Source organism: Kitasatospora indigofera (genome assembly GCF_014655955.1).
GTDB classification, from domain to species: domain Bacteria; phylum Actinomycetota; class Actinomycetes; order Streptomycetales; family Streptomycetaceae; genus Kitasatospora; species Kitasatospora indigofera.
On record NZ_BNBO01000003.1, the window covers coordinates 287,774 to 306,814 of the forward strand.

Genomic DNA, 19,041 nt, shown 5'->3' on the forward strand with positions numbered 1-19,041 from the left:
AGGCCCCTTCCTGGCGGACGGAACTGTCGTCCTGACCGCTGAGACACCCGGCGGGCAGCAGGCCGTACGCTGTCGGCCATGGACCGCACGCCTGCCGCCGCCGCGACCGCCGCCGACTTCCTGGACCGGGCCCTCCTGGAGGAGGCCGCGAAGAAGTCCGGGCTGCTCTGGGTCCGCGCCGACGGGGAGCGGCAGAGCCGGGCCCTGTGGCACGCCTGGTACGACGGCGCCGTGGTCGTGGTCGGCGACGGCGGCGAGCAGCCGCTGCACGGGCTCACCGCCGGCGGCGCCGCCGAGGTGACCGTCCGCAGCAAGGACAAGTGGGGCCGGCTCACCGGCTGGACCGCCCGGGTCACCGAACTGACGCCCGGCAGCGAGGGCTGGCTCGGCGCCGTGGAGGAGCTCAAGGGCAAGCGGTTGAACGCCCCCGACACCGACACCGTCACCGACCGCTGGGCCCGCGAGTGCCGGGTGCTGCGGCTGGAGCCGGCCGGCGCCGAGGGGCGGCAACTCACCGAGCAGCCCGGCTCGATGCCGGAGGGCTCGCTGGCGGCCGCGCCGATGCCCTCGCCCGTCACCACCCGGCTGCCGATGCCGGCCGGCCTGCCCAAGCTGCTGCTCCGGCGCCGGGGGCGCTGACCCGCCGGCGGGCTGCCGTCCCGGCGTGGCGCGCCGTCATCACCCGGCCGGAGCCCGCGCCGGCCGGAGCCGGGCCGTCACCGCCGCACAGCCGGCACCGCACGGCCGCCGCCGGACCGGCTCCACCGGGCCGTCACCACCGGGCCGTGGCTCGGCGGGCTGCGCCCCGCCCGCCCGGGTAGCCTTGGCCGCGGGCGTCAGGGCGGGCGCCGCACGGGCAGCGAGGGAGTCGAGGAGCCATGGCAGGGGCAGGCAGCCGGGTCTTCATCTCCCACCTCGCGGGCGTGGCGGTCTTCGACCCCAACGCCGACCAGGTCGGCAGGGTCCGGGACGTGGTGGTCTCGCTGCGGATCGGCGGACGGCCGCCCCGGGTCCTCGGACTGGTCGTGGAGGTGGTCGGCCGGCGCCGGATCTTCCTGCCGATGACCCGGATCACCAGCCTGGAGTCCGGCCAGGTGCTCACCACCGGCGTGATCAACATGCGCCGCTTCGAACAGCGCCCCTCCGAGACCCTCGTCCTCGCCGAACTGCTGGACCGCCGCGTGGTGCGCACCAGGACGCAGGAGGAGGTCACCGTCCTGGACGTGGCGATGGTGCAGACCCGGGTCCGCGAGTGGGAGATCAGCAAGGTCTTCGTCCAGGTCGGCCGGCCGAGCCGGCTGCGCAAGGCCAAGGGCGAGACCCTCACCCTGGACTGGCACGACGTCACCGGCTTCTCGCTCGCCGAGGAGGACCAGGGCGCCGCCAACCTGCTCGCCACCTTCGACCAGCTCCGCCCGGCCGACCTCGCCAACGTGATGCACCACCTGTCCGCCAAGCGCCGCGCCGAGGTGGCCGCCGCGCTCGACGACGAGCGGCTGGCCGACGTCCTGGAGGAGCTCCCGGAGGACGACCAGGTCGAGATCATCGGCAAGCTGAAGGACGAGCGGGCCGCCGACGTGCTGGAGGCGATGGACCCGGACGACGCCGCCGACCTGCTGTCCGAGCTGCCCGGCGAGGAGGCCGAGCGGCTGCTCCAGCTGATGGAGCCGGACGAGGCCGCCCCGGTGCGCCGGCTGCTGACGTACGAGGAGAACACCGCCGGCGGTCTGATGACCACCGAGCCGATCGTGCTGGAGCCGGACGCCACCGTCGCCGAGGCCCTCGCGCTGGTGCGGATCGCCGACAACAAGCCGGCCCTGGCCGCGCAGGTCTTCGTCTGCCGGGCGCCGAGCGAGACCCCGACCGGCAAGTACCTGGGCACCGTGCACTTCCAGCGGCTGCTCCGCGAGCCCCCGTACACCCTGGTCGGCTCGCTGGTGGACGACGACCTGGACCCGCTGCCGCCGGACACGCCGCTGTCCCTCATCACCAGCTACCTGGCGACGTACAACATGGTCGCCGCCCCGGTGGTCGACGAGTCGGACCACCTGCTGGGCGCGGTCACCGTCGACGACGTGCTGGACCACCTGCTGCCGGACGACTGGCGCGACGCCGCCCTGCACACCCCCGACGACGACGGGACGTACGGCGGCGCCCACGTCGACGGGACGTACGGCGGCCGGGACCACGAGAGGCAGGCCACCGGTGGACGCTGACCGCAAGGGCCGACGGGAGGACACACCGCGCCAGCGCCTCCAGGGCGAGCTCCGGCACCTGCGCCAGCTGCGCGAGAAGCGCGCCCGGGAAGGCAGCCGGATGCAGCGCACCGAGAGCGGCAGCAGCGGCACCACGGCACGCAGCCGGCTGGACCAGCCGCGGACCGCCCGGCCCGGCCTGATCACCCTGCCCGCGTACGACCCGGAGGCGTTCGGCAAGCTCTCCGAGCGGATCGCGCGCTTCCTCGGCACCGGCCGGTTCATCGTCTGGATGACGGTGGTGGTCATCGTCTGGGTCGGCTGGAACACGGTGGGGCCGGTCGCCTGGCGCTTCGACGACTACCCGTTCATCTTCCTCACCCTGATGCTCTCGCTGCAGGCCTCCTACGCGGCGCCGCTGATCCTGCTGGCGCAGAACCGCCAGGACGACCGCGACCGCGTCAACATGGAGCAGGACCGGGCCCGCAGCGAGCGCAACATCGCCGACACCGAGTACCTCACCCGCGAGGTGGCTGCCCTGCGCCAGGGCCTCGGCGAGGTCGCCACCCGCGACTTCATCCGCTCCGAGCTGCAGTCGCTGCTCAAGGAGATCGACGAGCGCCGGGAGCCCTCCGAACTGCTGTGACCGGTGGCACGCCACCGACGAGTCGGGCGCCGCCGCGGCGCGCCGTACCATCAAGGCATGGCCAACGAGACAGAGGTTGCGGCCGGCGTCACGGACGAGTCCGTACGGGCGGCGCTGGCAACCGTGAACGACCCGGAGATCAACCGACCGATCACCGAGATCGGCATGGTGAAATCGGTCGAGATCGCCGAGGACGGCGCGGTCCGCGTCGCGGTCTACCTGACCGTCTCCGGCTGTCCGATGCGCGAGACCATCACCACCCGGGTGACCGAGGCGGTCGCCGCCGTGCCCGGCGTCACCGCGGTCGAGGTCGAACTCGACGTGATGAGCGACGAGCAGCGCAAGGAGCTCTCCACCCTGCTGCGGGGCGGCGCCCCCGAGCGGGAGATCCCGTTCGCCAAGCCGGGCACCCTGACCCGGGTGTACGCGGTCGCGTCCGGCAAGGGCGGCGTCGGCAAGTCCTCGGTGACGGTCAACCTGGCCGCCGCGATGGCCGCCGACGGCCTCAAGGTCGCGGTGGTCGACGCCGACATCTACGGCCACAGCGTGCCGCGGATGCTGGGTGTCGAGGGCCGTCCCACCCAGGTCCAGGACATGATCATGCCGCCGTCCTCGCACGGCGTGAAGGTGATCTCGATCGGCATGTTCACCCCGGGCAACGCCCCGGTCGTCTGGCGCGGCCCGATGCTGCACCGCGCGCTCCAGCAGTTCCTGGCCGACGTGTACTGGGGCGACCTGGACGTCCTGCTGCTCGACCTGCCGCCGGGCACCGGCGACATCGCGATCTCGGTGGCCCAGCTGGTGCCGAACGCCGAGATCCTGATCGTCACCACCCCGCAGATGGCCGCCGCCGAGGTCGCCGAGCGGGCCGGCACCATCGCGCTGCAGACCCACCAGAAGATCGTCGGCGTGATCGAGAACATGTCCGGCATGCCGTGCCCGCACTGCGACGAGATGATCGACGTCTTCGGCACCGGCGGCGGCCAGACCGTCGCCGACGCGCTGACCCGCTCGGTCGGCGCGACCGTCCCCGTCCTCGGCTCGATCCCGATCGACGTCCGCCTGCGCGAGGGCGGCGACGACGGCACCCCGGTCGTCCTCGCGGCCCCCGACTCCCCGGCCGGCGCCGCCCTGCGCTCCGTCGCCGGCAAGCTGGGCGGCCGCCAGCGCGGCCTGTCCGGGCTCTCGCTGGGGCTCACGCCGAAGAACAAGTTCTGATCGGGTAGCGGGCTGGTCAGCGGCGGGGTACTCCCCGACTCGCTGACCAGCCCGTTCGCTGTCGCTGGTTGTCGACGTTGGTCGACCCTGGTAGACCTCGCACGGCCCAGACACGGCCCCGGGACTCACCGCCCGGGGCCGTCTGTGTTGCCATCCCGCGAGAACGTATTTGGAAGAACGGGACGCTCGCCCGCGTAGAGGCCGACTACCCTTTGCGGCTAGCTACCAATAGGCGCCGCGAAACGATCATTCAATAATTGATTGATCGCTACCAGGAAATGCGGCCTTCATTACCCTAGAGAATGGCTTCTTCCAGAGCGCCTCCATGCGCCTCGGCCTCTCAAACCTGAGTCCACATTCAACCAGTACGAAGTCTCGAATTGACATTCGGGAAAGATTTGCCTGCGGCTTATCATGCAGGATCCGATTGAACGTTGACTTGCCGCTTTCTTCGAGCGACTCAATCAACTCCAGATCTACGGTATCTACGATCTGGAGAGGCGCGACATCACCGGCCTGCAGCACTCCCTCATTGCGAAGAGCATCCTCAACCATGAGACTTGTAACCGGGCTTACTGGAAACCCTTCACTCGCCACAACCACCGGATAATACCGACGGCCAGGCGCCGCAGGGTAACCAGTGAGCCTGCTCTCATCAGCTCGAAGGCAGTTGATCGTAGATTGGATCTGATGGGCTTTCTTAACCGCAAGAGCATCCAAATCCTTTTTTACATCTTCGGCAGATGTCCCAGCGACAGACCCTCGCATAAGCTGCCTGGTCGAAACATCAAGGACCACCCACGAATCGCCATAGTCAATAACGGCATCGACTACTTTGATGTCCGCACCATATGCAGCCCGGAGTTCATCCTCGGTATAGATGCGCTTCCCCAGATGATCAGGCGCGATGGATGCCACAACTTCCAGCGCATACATTTCACTGATTCGGCCAGCATAGTCCCTGAATTGCCCACGCCGCTTGCCAGAAAGGCGAGACTGGACATCAAAGAAAGGAAGCCATCCAAAAATTCTATTAATCAAAAGCTTGGGGTCGATGACGGCGATCGCATCGTCTGCCCAAATAACCGGATACTGCTCAAACGGACCGATCGACCATGCAAACCCTCCGCCGAGACCTTGATGATCTTTAGCGATTTCGACCTTCATCTGCGGGAGACTGCATGAGATAACCCCGAGAGCCGCAAGGGCCCGCTCCTTTGGGATTCCTAGGCCGCCAAAAAACGATTCCTGGAAAAATGGCTCAAAACTTGCCTGCAGAGTGGCATAGAGCGCAATTACAACCACCTCAAGCTCATCAAAGGTGACGCTTGTCGAGCTATGGAAAAGATCTTCCATCGACCCCAGAGTGGGATGCGGATTTTCGGAAGAGAGCTCCCTCCACCGCCGAGTAAACCGCCCCATGGAGGAGGCAATGTCCTGAGGATGATTGAAGTGCTGATTGCTAATCAACTCTCGCGCCAGGTGACCGGGGATTCCATCCGAGTGAACGGATCCCTCGGCGTCCTCGCCAAATCCGCTTGCCATGTGATCGCCTACTCCGAGGGGGAGCAGGCCAAGGATTTCCTTCGGGAGTTCTTCACCGTCAGCTGGACAGAAGAGGATCGCAAGCTTGCAAAGCACGTGAAGAAGCTGCGGAACAACAACGACGCGGCCATTCTGAAGGAGCGAACCAGCTAGGACCTTTCGGTCTCCGTGGAAGAATTCTTCAATGTATGCACGGTCAAGCTCAAGCCGACTCCCCGAGGAAAGGGTGCATCGCGCCAGCCAGTGCGCCGTAAACTTAAGCACTTGACCGAGGTTAGCTGACTTCAAAGTTGCAAAAATCGCCGAGACGTCAGAACGCTCACCCGTGATCTCGCCGTGAGTAATGTAGGTGGCCACGAGGTCGATCGGGGCGGGTCCAGGTGCTACTGATTCTGGAACAATGAGACCCGAAGGGCGCCGCAAATACCTATGCCCCAGCACCTCGACTGCGGTTCCAGAGAAGATGGCTTTATTCGTGGCGGATATTGCGAGGTACGGGCCACCGGTAGCCGCGGCAGGATCGCCAGCGACGAGCCTTTTTAGACGCTCCGCTTCCTTAGCCATGTCATTGTGCGCCGTCATAGCTCACCCCTTCCGCTCTTCTCGCGAGAGTAGACCACCCCGTAGCCGAGAGTCACCAGGTTTCCGGAAGCAGGCGCTCCGGGGTGGTGGAGCCTTTTGGCTGGCGCCCTGTCTGGTCTGGGGCCGAGCATGATCGGGGGGCCTAAGCAGTTGCGACTCGATCGGGACTTCTAAGCCTGACCGCAATGGCCGAGTGCCCCCGGTCTTGCTCGTGCGGGTCCCGGTCCTGGTAGGTGAGCCGCCCCGCCCTCAGTCCCGGCGGGCTCTGGGCTTTGCGCTCTTCTGCCATCCAGCCGCCAGCCTGGCCTGGGCGCCGCCGAAGCGGGGCAAAGGCAGGAGTGTCAAAGAGCGGCCAGGGCCGCACGATGGTGCCCTGCACTCCCCTTGATCAAGTAGCGAAACTCATGACAGCCCTGGCCATCCGGTCTAGCGATCCGTTGGCTTGCTGTCGTAGCTCCAGTTCCGACCTGTACCGCGATACTCAGAGACGGGGATGGGTTCGACGCCGGGGCGCATGCGCGCGGTGTAGAGAGCCCCCTCCAAGTGGTCAATCTCATGTGCGACAAGGCGAGCCACGGCATCCTCAAAGATGGTGATTCGGCGCTCGCCACCGATGTCCTGATGTTCGACAGTGATGGCCCGCGGGCGCGGCACCATGCCGCGGACGTCGAAGAAGCTCCAGCACCCCTCGTAGTGCTCGTCCGTCTCAGCGGACTCCTCGATCACCTGGGGGTTCAGCAAGGTCAGCGTTTCGCCGGCAGCGGTGCGCACGATGGCAGCGGCGCGGTCGATCCCAATCTGGGGAGCGGCCACGCCCATCCCCTTGCTGAAGTTGTGGATGCCCGCTGCCCGCTCGGCGGCCGCGTTGAGCTCTGCAACGACCCTCCTCACGTCCTCTGCTTCCGCCGGAAGGTCGAACGCGCGGGCTCGCCCTGTAAGGATCGGGTCACCGGCCTGGACCACTCCGATCGATCGCATCTTCTCGCTGGCAGTGTTGGCGGACACGGGCGCAGTCTCCTCAGGGTTGGGCCGGGCCCGGAACTTCCACTCCAGGCGATAGCGAGCGTGCAATGGCGGGTCGTCGGTCGTCCACGAGAAGACCTGTCGGTCCTCGGTGGGAGCCTTGTGGATCGCTGTTCGGAACGGGAAGGCGGCGGCGGTCATGGTCGTCTCAGTGCCCCACACAGCGGGGTCCAGCTCGGCGGGGAAGTTGAGCCGGACGCTCAGGCGCTCCGTAGGCAGCCGCACGGCGCGCTGAAACCAGGTACCCCACTTGTCGTCGCTGACGGTGTAGGAGTACTCGATCCAGGTGCTCTCTCCCGGGTAGAGCGGGTAGCGGCCGTAGCTGTTCTCGAACAGCAGCCAGAGTTCCTTGAAAGCATCCCGGTCGTGTTGGACTCGCCAGCCAACCGGCTCATTGCCCACCCGCGCGCTGAGGTCGATCTCCTCCCAGGTGAGCGGGTTTTCCCGGTAGAGGCGGTTCGAGCGCTCGGGGCTACCTGGGTAGCGGTCGACCGAGATGCGGATCAAGTATCGGGCGATTGGGTCCGGACTCGCGTTGTAGAGCAGGCGTCGCTGGGTGGCACGGTAAGTGCGGCCGTCGTAGTACAGCTCGGCATCGTCGTGCTTCACGATGACGCTCGTGGCTTGGTTGTCACCTGCCACAGCATCCGGATCCGCAGGATGAAGGCCCGCCGCTTCGAGCCGGGCGGGTTGCTCAATCTCCCTGAATGCTCGACGGAGCGCTCCGCCAGCGTGCAGCACCCGGTCAGCCTGCTCGGCGAAGGGGGCGGACGGCTTCTGGTGACCGCTCTCCACCTTCGAGACGTAGGACGGCGTGTAGCCGACCGCCTTGGCCAACGCTGACTGTGACAGGCCCCGTACGTCCCTCCAGCGCTTCAACTCTGCGATGAATGGCTCTGCTCCCGGCGTCTCGCTTGGCATCTCGTCCCCCCTGAGAACTGTGCCTGTGAGTGACCTGTGAGTGATCGACTCTCAGCCTGTAATCACTGCCCTGGCATGGGCTTTGCTGACTCTGCCAGAAGGAAGCCACAGAGCTGAAAGGGAGTCACCATGCGAGCCGTGAAGCGTCGCTCCACCCCCTGGCACAGCTTCGGCTACCCCTCTCGACTGCCGAGCAGCGTCTCCAAAGCGTCCAGCCGCTCGGTCAGGGTCTCCACCTGCGACTCAAGCTCCTCGACCCGGCCGGCCAGTCCGCGGTTCGCGGGGATGCTGGCAGCTGCTGCGTCCTCGCCAGGCCGGCGGACGAACGTGCCGCGCCCTTGGGTCGAGTAGACCAAGCCTTCCTCCCGGAGCACCCGCACCCCGCTGGATGCCGTCATGACAGCCACGCCAAAGCGGTCGGCCAACTGCCTTGCAGATGGCAGCTTCTGGCCGGGCTGAAGTGCGCCGGAGCTGATCTCGTCACGGAGCGCGTCAGCGACCTGGACGTAGGGGGCGCGGTCGTCATCGCTGGAGACAGTCATGCCGTTCAGCCTATCCGCTGCCACGACCTAACACACCTAGGCCGATCCAGTTGACACGTTGATACACCTAGGTCAGCATAGGTGTCAGAAGGAAGCCCCACGGAAGTCTGTGGAGCGGCGCCTTTCCGCCAAGTCAGCACGCCGCTCCACGCCCCAATGAAGGGAGTTCCATCATGCCTGCAACCGCCACCACCCTGCACGGCAACGCCCGTCTGCGCTCCGCCCTGACGGCCTCCGAGCACACAGTCGAGTCCCTGGCCCGGGCCATCGGCATGGACCCGCGCACGGTGGAGCGGTGGCTTAACGAGCCCAGCCGCACCCCGTACGCCCGTCACGCCTTGGCCACCGCCAAGCTCCTGCACACCGACCCCTACGAGCTGTGGCCGACCCTCGGCAGCCGCCACAAGGCCACCCCCGCGCCCCGGGACGAACTCCTCACCTGGTTCCCGACCCGCAGCGCGGTGCCCGGCGATCTCTGGACCCGCGCAATGCTCACCGCGACCGACCGAATCGACATCGCGGTGACCTGCGGGCTGTTCCTCGCCGACACCGCCCCCGACCTGAATCGGATCCTCACCGAACGCGCCGCGGCCGGCGCGCGGGTGCGCCTGGCCCTGCCCGACCCGAGCACCGCCCCCACCCAGGCCGAAGCCACCCGGCTGCTGCTGGTCGAAGACCTCTTCGCCGACCTGCACGGCCGGTCCGGTGTGCGGCTGGCCCGGCACGCGGGCCTGGCCAATGACGTGATCCGGGCGGACGACCACCTGTTGGTCATGCCGAAGGTGGACGGCTGCCCGGCCGCCGCGGCGCCGGTCCTGCACCTGCACCGGCTGGAGACCGCACCCCTGACGGCCGCCTACCTGACCGGCGTGGACCACGTCTTCAGCACCGCCATCCCCCACATCTCCCCCAGGCGCCTGACCACCGCCTGAGCATCGGTGAGCACCTGGTGAGCGGCCACCTGCCCACCGGTGGGCGCCAAGGAGGCGGAGAAGCGCTTTACCCGCCTCCGGCCGGTCGCCCTGATCGACCGCCCGCCGGGGCGGTGGTGGGCACCGACTGCCCACCCGACTGCCCACCGACTGTGCGGTGGGCGCCCACCGGACCGACCACCTCCTCTCTTTGCTGATCAGCAAAGAGAGGGTGCCCACCGGTGCCGGTCAGTCGGCCGACCGCCCTGCCCGATCCGGTCACCGACAACAGCGCTTCTCCGGCCGGGCAGCAGGTCTCAACGGTCGCCCTCTGATCTGCCACGACAGGCCGTTCCGCGGTTCCTTGGCCACTGCCCGTCCCGGAGAAGCGCCCTTCCCCCCGATCGGCACCCGACCATCGCACCCGACCGGAGACACCGACCGATGCGCGACCCACCAGCCCCGCAGCCGACCGAGCACCCTTCCGCCTAGCAGCCGGAGATCCCCCCGATGACCGTCGAAACCCAGCACACGGCCGCCCCCGACGACGTCCGACCAACCCGGGCGGCGAACCCGCTCTACGACCCCCAGCCCGACGCCGAGCGCCCCGCACGGCCCGGCCCGGTGCCAGACCCGGACGTGTTCACCGGCTGGGTCGGACAGACCGTCCGGGACCTGGACCCGACCACCGAAGCCGACCCCGTCGCCATCCTGGTGAACCTGCTGTCCGCCGGCGGAGCCATCATCGGCCCCGGCCCGTTCCTGTGGATCGGCAACGACCGCCACCCCGCCCTCATCTGGGCCCTGACCGTCGGAGCCACCGCCGCCGGCCGCAAGGGCGCAGCCAGCAACACCGTCAAGCGGCTGTTCAAGGCCGCCGACCCGCAGTTCGTCGCCAACCACATGCCCTCCGGCCTGTCCTCCGGGGAAGGCCTGATCGAGGCCGTGCGCGACGGCGACCCCGACCCGAAGCCCGGTAAGGCCGCGAAGGGCGGTGAGGGCGTCGTGGACAAGCGGCTGTGGGTGGTGGAGTCGGAGTACGGCATCACCATGGCCCGTGCCCGCCGCGAGGGCTCATCCCTGGGCGGGGTGCTGCGGCAGGCGTGGAACGGCGAGGACCTGGGCGTGATGAACCGTGAGGCGATGCGCTCCACTGCCCCGCACATCGCCCTGATCGGGCACATCTCCCCCCGTGAGCTACGCGCCAAGATGCAGGACTCCGAGCTTGCCGGGGGCACCTACAACCGGTTCCTGCCGGTGTTCGTCCACCGCAACCTGTCCCTGCCCGATGCCACCGGCGCCCCCGAGCACCTGGTCAACACCCTGGCCAATACATGGCGGACCGTGCTCACCGACGCCCGCCAGGTCGGGGAGGTCAAGCTCACCGACGCGGCCGGACAGCTCTGGCGCGAAGAGGTCTACCCGGCCCTGTCCGGCGCCGATGACGACGACGGGCCCCTCGCCGAGTTCACGGCCCGCGCCGCCCCCTACGCCAAGCGCGCCGCCATGGTCTACGCCCTCCTCGACAACAGCGACCGCATCCAGGAGCAGCACCTGCGGGCCTCATGGGCGCTCATCCGATACGCCCGCGCCAGCGCCGCCCACATCCTCGGACCGGCCGCCGGCGGCACCGGAGACCCAAACCTCGACAAGCTGGCCGCCGCCGTGAAGACCGCCGCACCCGGCGGGCTCACCCAGTCCGAGGTGCAGGTCATGTTCAAGCGCCAGAACGCCACCCAGCGGGGCGAGTTGACCGCCCGGCTCTGCCAGCTGCCCGGCTTCGCCGCCGCCCAGGTCCCCAACGGTGGCAGGCACACCACGGTCTACCTCTACGCCCCGCCCGACTGACCGACAGCCCGGCCAGCCCCGCACGGGAGGAAGAAGCCACCCCTCCCCCGGGCGGGGCGGGGGTGGTCTCTTCATCCCCCCGCCTTTCCGGACCGGGGCCGGAAAGCCCGCAAAGGTCGGAAAGCCCTCCCACCTGCACAAACGCTCGGCGGAAAGCGGTCCGAAATGGTCCGCGAAGCCCCCGCCCCACCACCACCGGACCCATACCGGACCCCTTTCCGGACCATCGCGGACCACTTTCCGCCAGCCAAAACCCCAGTTCAAAGCCCTTTCCGGCCTTTTCGGCCTTTCCGGACCATCCCCAAGCCACCGAACGGACGGCACCCATGCCAGCAACCACCCCCAGCGCATCCGAGCCGCCCAGCGAACCGGACACCCCGGAGCCCGTCGCCCGCTCACCACCAAGCCCCCGCCCCCCACGCCACCGGCCCCGCCAGTCCGCTCCATCTCGATTTACACCCCCGCCAGACCCCCGCCAGGGTCGATAAAAGCCCAGGTCAGCGCAGTGCCGACCGCCGCCAGACCCCAGCCAGGAGGCGCCCCGCAGGCGCGCTTCCGGCACCGGTCGGCACCGGTCCCGACACGACTGCCGGGGCTGTGACCTGCGGCTTTCCAAGGCTGGCGGGGGTCTGGCGGGGGTGAGGGTCCCACAAAAGCCCATGTCAGAGCGCCGGTCGGCCCCGACGAAACCGGGGCCCAGTGACCGATCCGTCAGGCCGCCGGCCGCACCCCGCGCACCCTGGCCCACGCCACTTCGAGCCCCCGCCCAGGACGCCAAACAGCCCGCGCGAAGGCCCAGCTCGGCCCGTGTCACGAGGGCCGGAACGACAGTCCGTCCCAGCGCCCGAGGCTGCCCCCTGGAGCACCACCGCGCACCCCGTGGAGCACCACCAACAGTGCCAGAAAGGCGACGCCGTGCCCCAGCCCAAGGTGATCCCGCTCCGACCCTCCGACGAACCGCAACGCCGGCCCGCCCAGGCTGGCGCCAAGCCCGCCCTGCCGGTCTACCTCACGCCCGAGGAGCTGGCCGACCTCCTGCGCCTGCCGTCCGTGGAGACCGTCTACCAGTGGCGCCGCAAGCACACCGGCCCGCGCGGCTTCCGCGCCGGCCGCCACCTCCGCTACGACCTGGCCGACGTCCAAGCCTGGATCGCCCACCAGCAGGAACCGGCCGCCTGACCGCTCGCAACGGGCATCGCATCCGCCCTTCCCGCATCACGTCAAAGAGTGCCGGTCCGGCTTGGCCTGGGCGCCTCCGACAGCGCCCAGGCCAAGCCCCCAGAGCCCGTGCCAATCACCCGCCGTCAGCGAAAAAGCCGGGCCTCTGGGACCGGCGAAGCGGCACTGCCCGAGTGCCCGGCCCACGGCTGGAACAGCCGGCACGCACCACCGCCGAACCGCGAGCGCAGAGCCAAGAAACCGCACGTCGAATTCCAAGTACCCCTCCACCACCCGCACCGAAGGAGTCCGCCACATGGCCGGACACATCCAAGACCGCTGGTTCAAGACCGAGACCGCTCCCGACGGCAAGTGCCGCAAGGTCAAGACCGACCGGCACGGCACCGGCATGCGCTACCGGGCCCGGTACGTCGGTCCGGACGGCACCGAGAGGAGCCAGTCTTTCCCCGACCGCCAGAAGCGGCAGGCTGACCAGTGGCTCGCCCAGATCGAGACGGACATGGCCCGGGGCCAGTACATCGATCCGAGCGCCGGCCGGACGACCGTGAAGCAGTTCGCGGAACAGTGGCTCCGGTCGCTCAGCATGGACCCGCAGTCCTACGTGAGCACCGAGCAGCGGATCCGGCTGCACGTGGTCCCGCACCTGGGCACGCGGCCCCTGGGGTCGGTGCGGCCGTCCCACATCCGCGAGTGGCTGGTGACGCTCACGGATCAGGGCCTGTCCGCCGCCACACAGCGGGTCGTGTTCGCGAACCTCGGCACGATGCTCACGGCGGCGGTGGAAGACCGGTTGATCCCGAGCAACCCGTGCCGATCCACCTCCGTCCGGGCCCCGAAGCTGCTCCCCCGCCGCATCACGCCGTGGCTCGTCACCCGCGTCATGGCGGTCCGCGCCTCACTGCCGGAGCACTACCAACCATTGGTCGACCTGGGCGCCGGTTGCGGGATGCGCCAGGGCGAGATTTTCGGCTTGGCTTCGGACGACATCGACTTCGCGGAAGGGGTGGTCCACGTCGTCCGGCAGATCCGGCTCATTCGGAACCGCCCAGTATTCTCGCTGCCGAAGGGCGGGAAGACTCGCACGGTCCCTCTGCCGAGTTCCGTCGCGCGGGCCCTGCGAAAGCAGATCGACGCCTATCCCCCGGTCAGCGTCACCCTGCCGTGGCGAGACGTGGATGGTCCGCCGACCACAGCCAGCCTGGTGTTCGTGGACGCCAAGAAGCTGCACCTCCACCGCAACCGGTTCAACCGCGGGGAGTGGCGTTCCGCGCTCACGGCGGCCGACGTGCCGCACGGACGCGAGAACGGCATGCACGCGCTGCGGCACTTCTATGCGTCGGTCCTGCTGGACGCCGGCGAGAACATCAAGGCCGTGAGCGAGTACCTGGGGCACCACGATCCGGGCTTCACCCTCCGGACTTACACCCACCTCATGCCGAGCAGCGAGAAGCGCACCACCGAGGCTGTGGACCGGGCGTTCGGAGACGGCCCAGAAGCGGACGACGGCCCCACGACGGCCCCGCTACCTGATCGAGGGTAGATAGTGGCTGGTCAGGAGGCTGTCAGCCTGACTTGAACAAGTTCTGACGCCGGCCTGACGGCACCGAGGGCGGGGCGGGTAGCACACCGCCCCGCCCTCGGCCGTCCTCCGGCCCCGGCCGGGCCGCCCGCCCGCGTGCCGGCCGGCCTCCGGTGCGACGGAGCCGCCCCGCGCAGGTGTCAGGCCGGGCGGACCAGGCGGCTCTCGTGGGCGAGGACCACGGCCTGGATCCGGTCGCGGAGTTCGAGCTTGTGCAGGATCCGCCCCAGGTGGGACTTCACGGTCGCCTCCGCCAGGTGCAGGGTGGCCGCGATCTCGGCGTTGGACAGGCCGCGGCCCACCTGGACGAGCACCTCGCGCTCGCGGGTGCTCAGCCGGCTCAGCCGCTCCTCGCGGGCGGCGTCGCCGCCGCCGCCGGGGATGTGCGGGCGCAGGCTCTCCAGCAGGCGGCGGGTGATCCGCGGGGAGATCACCGCGTCGCCGGCGGCCACGTCGCGTATCGCGGTGAGCAGCTCCTCGGGCCTGGTGTTCTTCAGCAGGAAGCCCGAGGCTCCGGCGCCCAGTGCGGCGAAGGCGTACTCGTCCAGGTCGAAGGTGGTGAGGATCAGCACCCGGCTGCGCGGGGAGGTCCGGACGATCTGCCGGGTCGCCTCGATCCCGTCCGTCCCGGGCATCCGGACGTCCATGAGGACGACGTCGGGGCGCAGCTCCCGGGCGAGGCGCACCGCCTGGGCGCCGTCCGCGGCCTCGCCGACCGGTGCCATGTCGGGCTGGGCCTCCAGGACGGTGCCGAAGGCCATCCGGAGCAGCGCCTCGTCGTCGGCGATCAGGATGCGGATCGTCATGCGGAGGCCGCCCCGGCGCTGTCGAGGAAGAGGCGGGTGCGCACTCCCCAGCCGCCGCCGGGGAGCGGTCCGGCCCGCAGCGTCCCGCCGTAGGCGGCGGAGCGCTCGCGCATGCCGGGGATGCCGTGGCCGGACGGCGCGGCGCCGGGCGGTGGCGGGCAGGGGCCGCTGTCGGTGACGTCCACGGTGACGGTCCCGGCCGAGCACCGGATCCGGACGGTCGCGCGGGTGCCGGCGGGCGTGTGCTTGAAGGTGTTGGTCAAGGCTTCCTGCACCAGGCGGTAGACGGTCAGTTGTGCGGTGGCGGGGATGTGGCTGTGGCTGCCCTCGACCTCGACGCGGGTCGGCAGCCCGGCGGCGCCCATCTGGTCGGCGAGGGCCTCCAGTTGTGCGATGCCGGGCAACGGGTGGCGCTGCGCGTCCGGCTCGTCCGTCCGCAGGATGCCGAGGGTGCGCCGCATGTCGGTCAGGGCCTGCCGGCCGGTCTCGGAGATCTGGAGCATCGCGGCGGTGGCCCGGTCGGGCGACCGGTGCTGCGCGTAGCGGGCGGCGTCGGTGAGCGCGACCATGACGGACAGGTTGTGGGTGACGATGTCGTGCATCTCCCGGGTGATCCGGGTCCTCTCCTCGGCGACGGCCAGTCGCGCCTGCTGGTCCTGCTGGTGCTCCAGGTGGGCGGCCCGTTCCTCCAGGGCCGCGAGGTAGGCGCGGGTGGTCCGCACGTTCAGGCCGAGGACGGCGGCGGCGACGACCGTCGCGGTGACGGCGACGAAGGGGGTCAGGAACGCGCCGTCGGTCGCCCAGCGCAGGCAGGCCAGCAGTGCCCCGGCCTCCGCGACGACGGCGGCGGCCAGCGTGGCGCGCCGGCCCGCGTTCGCGGCCACCGTGTAGAGGGCCACCAGCAGGGCGACGTCCGCGGGCAGTTGGACGTCCGTCAGCCACTGGACGAAGGCCGCGGCCGCCACCGCGCCGAACACCGTGAGCGGGGCCCGGCGCCGCCACACCAGGGGCAGCGCCAGGGCGGCGGTGAGGGCCACGGCCACCGGGAGCCCCTGCGGGGCGCCCGTGGTCGCGATGTTGAGCAGGAGCAGCGCCGGCACCAGCGAGTCCCGCACCGTGGGCGGCAGGCGCCGGCTCCCGCGCCGGGCGGCTCCCACCAGCCGGGCCGCGCGCACGGAGCCCGGGACGGCGCGGCTGGTCACCCGTCGCGCCGTCCTGGTCGGCCGTACCCGGGACCGGCAGCGCGCCTGGTCCCGGTGGCCCGCCTGGTCCAGGTGCCCCACCGGGTGGGCGTGGCCCGGTCCGCCGGGCCCGGTGGCAGCCTCGGTCATCACACGTCCCTGTCGGTTCGGGATCCCGGCGGCCCCGGCCGGGGCCGCCACCGCGCACGGCCGGAGCCGGGGCGGGTACGGGAGCCCGCACTGCGCGCCGCCCGGCCCGTGCGCCCTTGTCACGGTAGGGCGCGGGCCCGCGCGGCACATGAGTCCACCGGCTGACGGCAGCGGGCCGGGGTACGACCGCAGGAGGAGACCGGGTACCTCCCGTGGTCGCACCGCGGCCGCCGGTCCGGCGGGGTCGACCGCCACCACGGTCGCACCGGGCGCTGCCGCGGGTTGCGACCCCGGACGCACCGGACGGCGCCCCGGAGCCGATGTGGCGGCAGGCACCCGGCGCCGAGGATGGCCCGGTGACCGAGATCATCACGGGGCTGTCCATGTCGCCCCTGGAATTCCTCGCCCTGCTGGGCGCCGTCGCGCTGGTCATGGCGCGCTGGCTGCCCCCCGCCGCCCGCCCGCGCGGCACGATCGCGGCGGGGGCCGTCCTCGCGGCGTCAGCGGTCCCGCTGGCCGTGACGGGGATCCGCTGGCAGCTGCTGCCCGTCCTGGCGGGCGCGGCCGTCGCGCTGCCGTTCGCCCTCCCGCCGCTGCTGCGCCGGCGGACCGGCCGGCCGGCCCGGCGGGCCCGCTGGTGGCTGGCGTTGCCGGGGACGGTGGCCTGCGTCGGCCTGATCGCCACCGGCCCGGTGGCCGCCTGGGCCTTTCCCGTCCCCGTGTTCCCCGTACCGTCGGGCGGGTTCGCGGTCGGCACCCGCGTCGAGCAGTGGACGGACCCGCTCCGCCCCGAGACCTTCACCGCCGATCCGGACGACCGGCGCACGGTCGTGGTCCAGCTCTGGTACCCCGCCCGGACGAGCCCCCCGGGCACCCGGCGGGCCCAGTACCTCGGACGCACCGAGCAGGAGGCGCGCACCGTCTCCGAGGCCCTCGCCCGCTCGGCCGGCCTGCCCGGTTTCCTGGTCGACGGCGTCCCGCGGGCACGCAGCCGTTCGGTCTTCGACGCCCCGGTGGCCGACGGGGGCGACCGGTTCCCGGTCGTGCTGTTCTCCCCCGGATCGGGCGGGGCGCGCACCCAGAACACCGCCTGGGCGGAGGAACTGGCCAGCCACGGCTACGTGGTCGCCGCCCTCGACCACCCGTACGACTCGGCCGCCGTCGTCCTCGCCGACGGCCGGACGATCCACGCCGTGACCGCCTCCTCCGGCGACCGGGACACGGACGAGAGGCTGGCGGCCGACTGGACGGCCGTCCGGGCCGCCGACCTCGGCTTCGTCCTCACCCGGCTCGGCGAGCTGGACCGCGGTGCGCCGGCCGGCCCGCTGACCGGCCGGCTGGACACCGGGCGGGCCGCGGTGGCCGGCCACTCCATGGGTGGCGCCGCCGCGTTGCAGGCGGCCCGGCAGGACCGCAGGTTCGGCGCCGTCGTCGATCTGGACGGCTACCCGCACGGCCCCGGCTCCCCCGCCCTCCGGCAGCCGACGCTGGCGCTCACCCAGGCCGACACCCCGGGGACGGACCCGCGCTACCTCCCCCGGCTCACCGAGGCCCTCGGGCTCAGCACCGCGACGAGCTACCGGCTCACCGTCCCCGGCGCCGCCCACCTCACCTTCACGGACGGACCGCTGTACCTGCCGCCGGTGCCCTCGGTCGTCGGCTCCCTGGGCCGTACCGGGAGCCCGCGCGTGGTCGCCGCGGCCACCCTGGCCTTCCTGGACGCCGTCCTGCGGGACCGGCCCGGCGACCTGGCGGGCGACCTGCGGGCCTACGGCGAGCTCACCGTCCACCAACCGGACGGCAGCCGCTGACCGGCCGGGCCGGGGGCGGGGGCGAGCGCCGCCGGGGACGACGGGGTCACCGCTGCCGCCCCGCGCGCCGCGCCCGGCCTACGGGCGGGTGTAGGCCGCGAGGTCGGGGACGGTCGAGAAGCCGACGCCGTACGCGCTGACGCCGCGGCCGTAGGCGCCCAGCAGGACGCCGGGGGCCTCGCCGGCGAGCACCCAGCCGTACTCGGACTCCCGGTAGCGGAAGGGCTGCGGGAGGCCGTTGACCGGAAGGCTGAGGGCGGACCAGCCGGGGCCCTCCAGGTCGTCGGCGAGGTCCCAGGCGAGGGCGGTCTGCTGGTCCATCCAGTCCTGGCGCAGGGCGCGGTCCAGCTGGCCGGGCCAGGTGGCGGCGAGCAGTCCGGAGCCGGCCAGCCAGGCGGCGGAGGAGGCCGAGGTGGCCTCCAGGGTGCCGGTGTTGTCGGCGCTGCGGCGGACGTCCCGGCGGGCCACGGTGACCACCACCGCGAAGCGGCGGACGTCCCGGGCCTCGTACTGCTTGGCGGGCTCCTCGCCGTGCCCGAGGGTGCCGTAGTCGACGCCGGCGCTCTGGCCGGAGCGGACGCCCGAGCCGGCCTGCATCAGCCAGCGGCGGCCCGTCCAGCCCTCGTCCAGCCCGTACCAGGGGAAGTCCGCCGCCCGGTACGCCAGCAGCGGGTCCACCGGGCGGGCCCGGCCGCCCGGTACGGCGCCGGACGCCGCGCCGGCCTCCGGTCCGCCGGCCGTGGCCGTTCCCACCGCATGACTCGTCGCGTCCATCCCCGGGCCTCCTCAACGCCTGTTCCCTGCCGCGGCGCGCTCCGATGACGGCGTGCCACGGCGTGCCCGCCGGGCCGGTCCGGCCTGGAAACGGCCGGCCGGCGCGACGGAGACAATCAGCACAATAGCG

At 70.9% G+C, this 19,041-nt stretch carries 16 protein-coding genes; 10 read left to right on the forward strand and 6 right to left on the reverse strand.

Annotation, left to right across the window (positions count from 1 at the left end):
- Positions 1–78 precede the first annotated feature (78 nt).
- From IE329_RS04980 to IE329_RS04995, 4 genes are all read left to right on the forward strand, one after another.
- Positions 79–639 (forward strand): hypothetical protein, encoded by a 561-nt coding sequence (locus IE329_RS04980; protein ID WP_190209540.1) that lies wholly within the window; start codon positions 79–81, stop codon positions 637–639.
- Positions 640–878: 239 nt separating this feature from the next.
- The gene (locus IE329_RS04985) at positions 879–2,216 is read left to right on the forward strand and encodes a magnesium transporter MgtE N-terminal domain-containing protein (RefSeq protein ID WP_190209541.1); all 1,338 of its coding nucleotides are present in this window, start codon (positions 879–881) and stop codon (positions 2,214–2,216) included.
- A 100-nt stretch (positions 2,217–2,316) separates the two neighbouring features.
- The gene (locus tag IE329_RS04990; RefSeq protein WP_190209609.1) at positions 2,317–2,841 is read left to right on the forward strand and encodes a DUF1003 domain-containing protein; all 525 of its coding nucleotides are present in this window, start codon (positions 2,317–2,319) and stop codon (positions 2,839–2,841) included.
- Positions 2,842–2,898: 57 nt separating this feature from the next.
- Positions 2,899–4,059 (forward strand): Mrp/NBP35 family ATP-binding protein, encoded by a 1,161-nt coding sequence (locus IE329_RS04995; protein WP_073926253.1) that lies wholly within the window; start codon positions 2,899–2,901, stop codon positions 4,057–4,059.
- Positions 4,060–4,305: 246 nt separating this feature from the next.
- On the opposite strand, the gene IE329_RS05000 is transcribed toward IE329_RS04995, so the two are convergent.
- On the reverse strand, positions 4,306–5,415 hold the full coding sequence (locus IE329_RS05000; protein WP_190209542.1) for a hypothetical protein: 1,110 nt from the start codon (positions 5,413–5,415) through the stop codon (positions 4,306–4,308).
- 87 nt (positions 5,416–5,502) lie between these two features.
- On the opposite strand from IE329_RS05000, the gene IE329_RS05005 reads away from it, so the two are divergent.
- Positions 5,503–5,757: a hypothetical protein gene (locus IE329_RS05005; protein WP_190209543.1), complete on the forward strand. Its 255-nt coding sequence runs from the start codon at positions 5,503–5,505 to the stop codon at positions 5,755–5,757.
- Between the two features lie 855 nt (positions 5,758–6,612).
- On the opposite strand, the gene IE329_RS05010 is transcribed toward IE329_RS05005, so the two are convergent.
- Together IE329_RS05010 and IE329_RS05015 are read right to left on the reverse strand one after the other, a co-directional pair.
- Positions 6,613–8,130: a peptide deformylase gene (locus IE329_RS05010; RefSeq protein ID WP_190209544.1), complete on the reverse strand. Its 1,518-nt coding sequence runs from the start codon at positions 8,128–8,130 to the stop codon at positions 6,613–6,615.
- A gap of 173 nt (positions 8,131–8,303) precedes the next feature.
- The gene (locus IE329_RS05015) at positions 8,304–8,672 is read right to left on the reverse strand and encodes a GntR family transcriptional regulator (RefSeq protein ID WP_190209545.1); all 369 of its coding nucleotides are present in this window, start codon (positions 8,670–8,672) and stop codon (positions 8,304–8,306) included.
- 173 nt (positions 8,673–8,845) lie between these two features.
- Between IE329_RS05015 and IE329_RS05020 the strand changes: the two genes are divergently transcribed.
- From IE329_RS05020 to IE329_RS05035, 4 genes are all read left to right on the forward strand, one after another.
- Positions 8,846–9,604 (forward strand): helix-turn-helix domain-containing protein, encoded by a 759-nt coding sequence (locus IE329_RS05020; protein ID WP_190209546.1) that lies wholly within the window; start codon positions 8,846–8,848, stop codon positions 9,602–9,604.
- 489 nt (positions 9,605–10,093) lie between these two features.
- Positions 10,094–11,431, forward strand: coding sequence for a YfjI family protein (locus IE329_RS05025; protein ID WP_190209547.1), 1,338 nt, complete (start codon positions 10,094–10,096; stop codon positions 11,429–11,431).
- 996 nt (positions 11,432–12,427) lie between these two features.
- Complete coding sequence (locus IE329_RS05030; RefSeq protein ID WP_190209610.1) at positions 12,428–12,610, forward strand: helix-turn-helix transcriptional regulator; 183 nt, start codon at positions 12,428–12,430, stop codon at positions 12,608–12,610.
- Positions 12,611–12,905: 295 nt separating this feature from the next.
- Positions 12,906–14,150, forward strand: a complete 1,245-nt coding sequence (locus tag IE329_RS05035; protein WP_190209548.1) for a tyrosine-type recombinase/integrase — start codon at positions 12,906–12,908, stop codon at positions 14,148–14,150.
- A gap of 179 nt (positions 14,151–14,329) precedes the next feature.
- Here IE329_RS05035 and IE329_RS05040 read toward each other — a convergent pair whose 3' ends face one another.
- Positions 14,330–14,995 (reverse strand): response regulator, encoded by a 666-nt coding sequence (locus IE329_RS05040; RefSeq protein WP_190209549.1) that lies wholly within the window; start codon positions 14,993–14,995, stop codon positions 14,330–14,332.
- Positions 14,992–16,326 carry a sensor histidine kinase gene (locus IE329_RS05045; protein WP_229927173.1) on the reverse strand — a complete coding sequence of 445 codons (1,335 nt, stop codon included), beginning with the start codon at positions 16,324–16,326 and terminating at the stop codon, positions 14,992–14,994. Before IE329_RS05045 ends, IE329_RS05040 begins: the two co-directional genes overlap by 4 nt.
- A 320-nt stretch (positions 16,327–16,646) precedes the next feature.
- On the opposite strand from IE329_RS05045, the gene IE329_RS05050 reads away from it, so the two are divergent.
- Positions 16,647–18,137, forward strand: coding sequence for an alpha/beta hydrolase family protein (locus IE329_RS05050; RefSeq protein ID WP_190209550.1), 1,491 nt, complete (start codon positions 16,647–16,649; stop codon positions 18,135–18,137).
- 78 nt (positions 18,138–18,215) lie between these two features.
- On the opposite strand, the gene IE329_RS05055 is transcribed toward IE329_RS05050, so the two are convergent.
- Complete coding sequence (locus IE329_RS05055; protein WP_373311075.1) at positions 18,216–18,911, reverse strand: hypothetical protein; 696 nt, start codon at positions 18,909–18,911, stop codon at positions 18,216–18,218.
- Positions 18,912–19,041 lie beyond the last annotated feature (130 nt).

Excerpts from the sequence above, each read along its gene's own strand:
- IE329_RS04980 (WP_190209540.1), top strand. The coding sequence starts at position 79 with ATGGACCGCACGCCTGCCGCCGCCGCGACCGCCGCCGACTTCCTGGAC.
- IE329_RS04985 (WP_190209541.1), top strand. The coding sequence starts at position 879 with ATGGCAGGGGCAGGCAGCCGGGTCTTCATCTCCCACCTCGCGGGCGTG.
- IE329_RS04990 (WP_190209609.1), top strand. The coding sequence starts at position 2,317 with ATGCAGCGCACCGAGAGCGGCAGCAGCGGCACCACGGCACGCAGCCGG.
- IE329_RS04995 (WP_073926253.1), top strand. The coding sequence starts at position 2,899 with ATGGCCAACGAGACAGAGGTTGCGGCCGGCGTCACGGACGAGTCCGTA.
- IE329_RS05000 (WP_190209542.1), bottom strand. The coding sequence starts at position 5,415 with ATGGAAGATCTTTTCCATAGCTCGACAAGCGTCACCTTTGATGAGCTT.
- IE329_RS05005 (WP_190209543.1), top strand. The coding sequence starts at position 5,503 with ATGATTGAAGTGCTGATTGCTAATCAACTCTCGCGCCAGGTGACCGGG.
- IE329_RS05010 (WP_190209544.1), bottom strand. The coding sequence starts at position 8,130 with ATGCCAAGCGAGACGCCGGGAGCAGAGCCATTCATCGCAGAGTTGAAG.
- IE329_RS05015 (WP_190209545.1), bottom strand. The coding sequence starts at position 8,672 with ATGACTGTCTCCAGCGATGACGACCGCGCCCCCTACGTCCAGGTCGCT.
- IE329_RS05020 (WP_190209546.1), top strand. The coding sequence starts at position 8,846 with ATGCCTGCAACCGCCACCACCCTGCACGGCAACGCCCGTCTGCGCTCC.
- IE329_RS05025 (WP_190209547.1), top strand. The coding sequence starts at position 10,094 with ATGACCGTCGAAACCCAGCACACGGCCGCCCCCGACGACGTCCGACCA.
- IE329_RS05035 (WP_190209548.1), top strand. The coding sequence starts at position 12,906 with ATGGCCGGACACATCCAAGACCGCTGGTTCAAGACCGAGACCGCTCCC.
- IE329_RS05040 (WP_190209549.1), bottom strand. The coding sequence starts at position 14,995 with ATGACGATCCGCATCCTGATCGCCGACGACGAGGCGCTGCTCCGGATG.
- IE329_RS05045 (WP_229927173.1), bottom strand. The coding sequence starts at position 16,326 with ATGACCGAGGCTGCCACCGGGCCCGGCGGACCGGGCCACGCCCACCCG.
- IE329_RS05050 (WP_190209550.1), top strand. The coding sequence starts at position 16,647 with ATGTGGCGGCAGGCACCCGGCGCCGAGGATGGCCCGGTGACCGAGATC.
- IE329_RS05055 (WP_373311075.1), bottom strand. The coding sequence starts at position 18,911 with ATGGACGCGACGAGTCATGCGGTGGGAACGGCCACGGCCGGCGGACCG.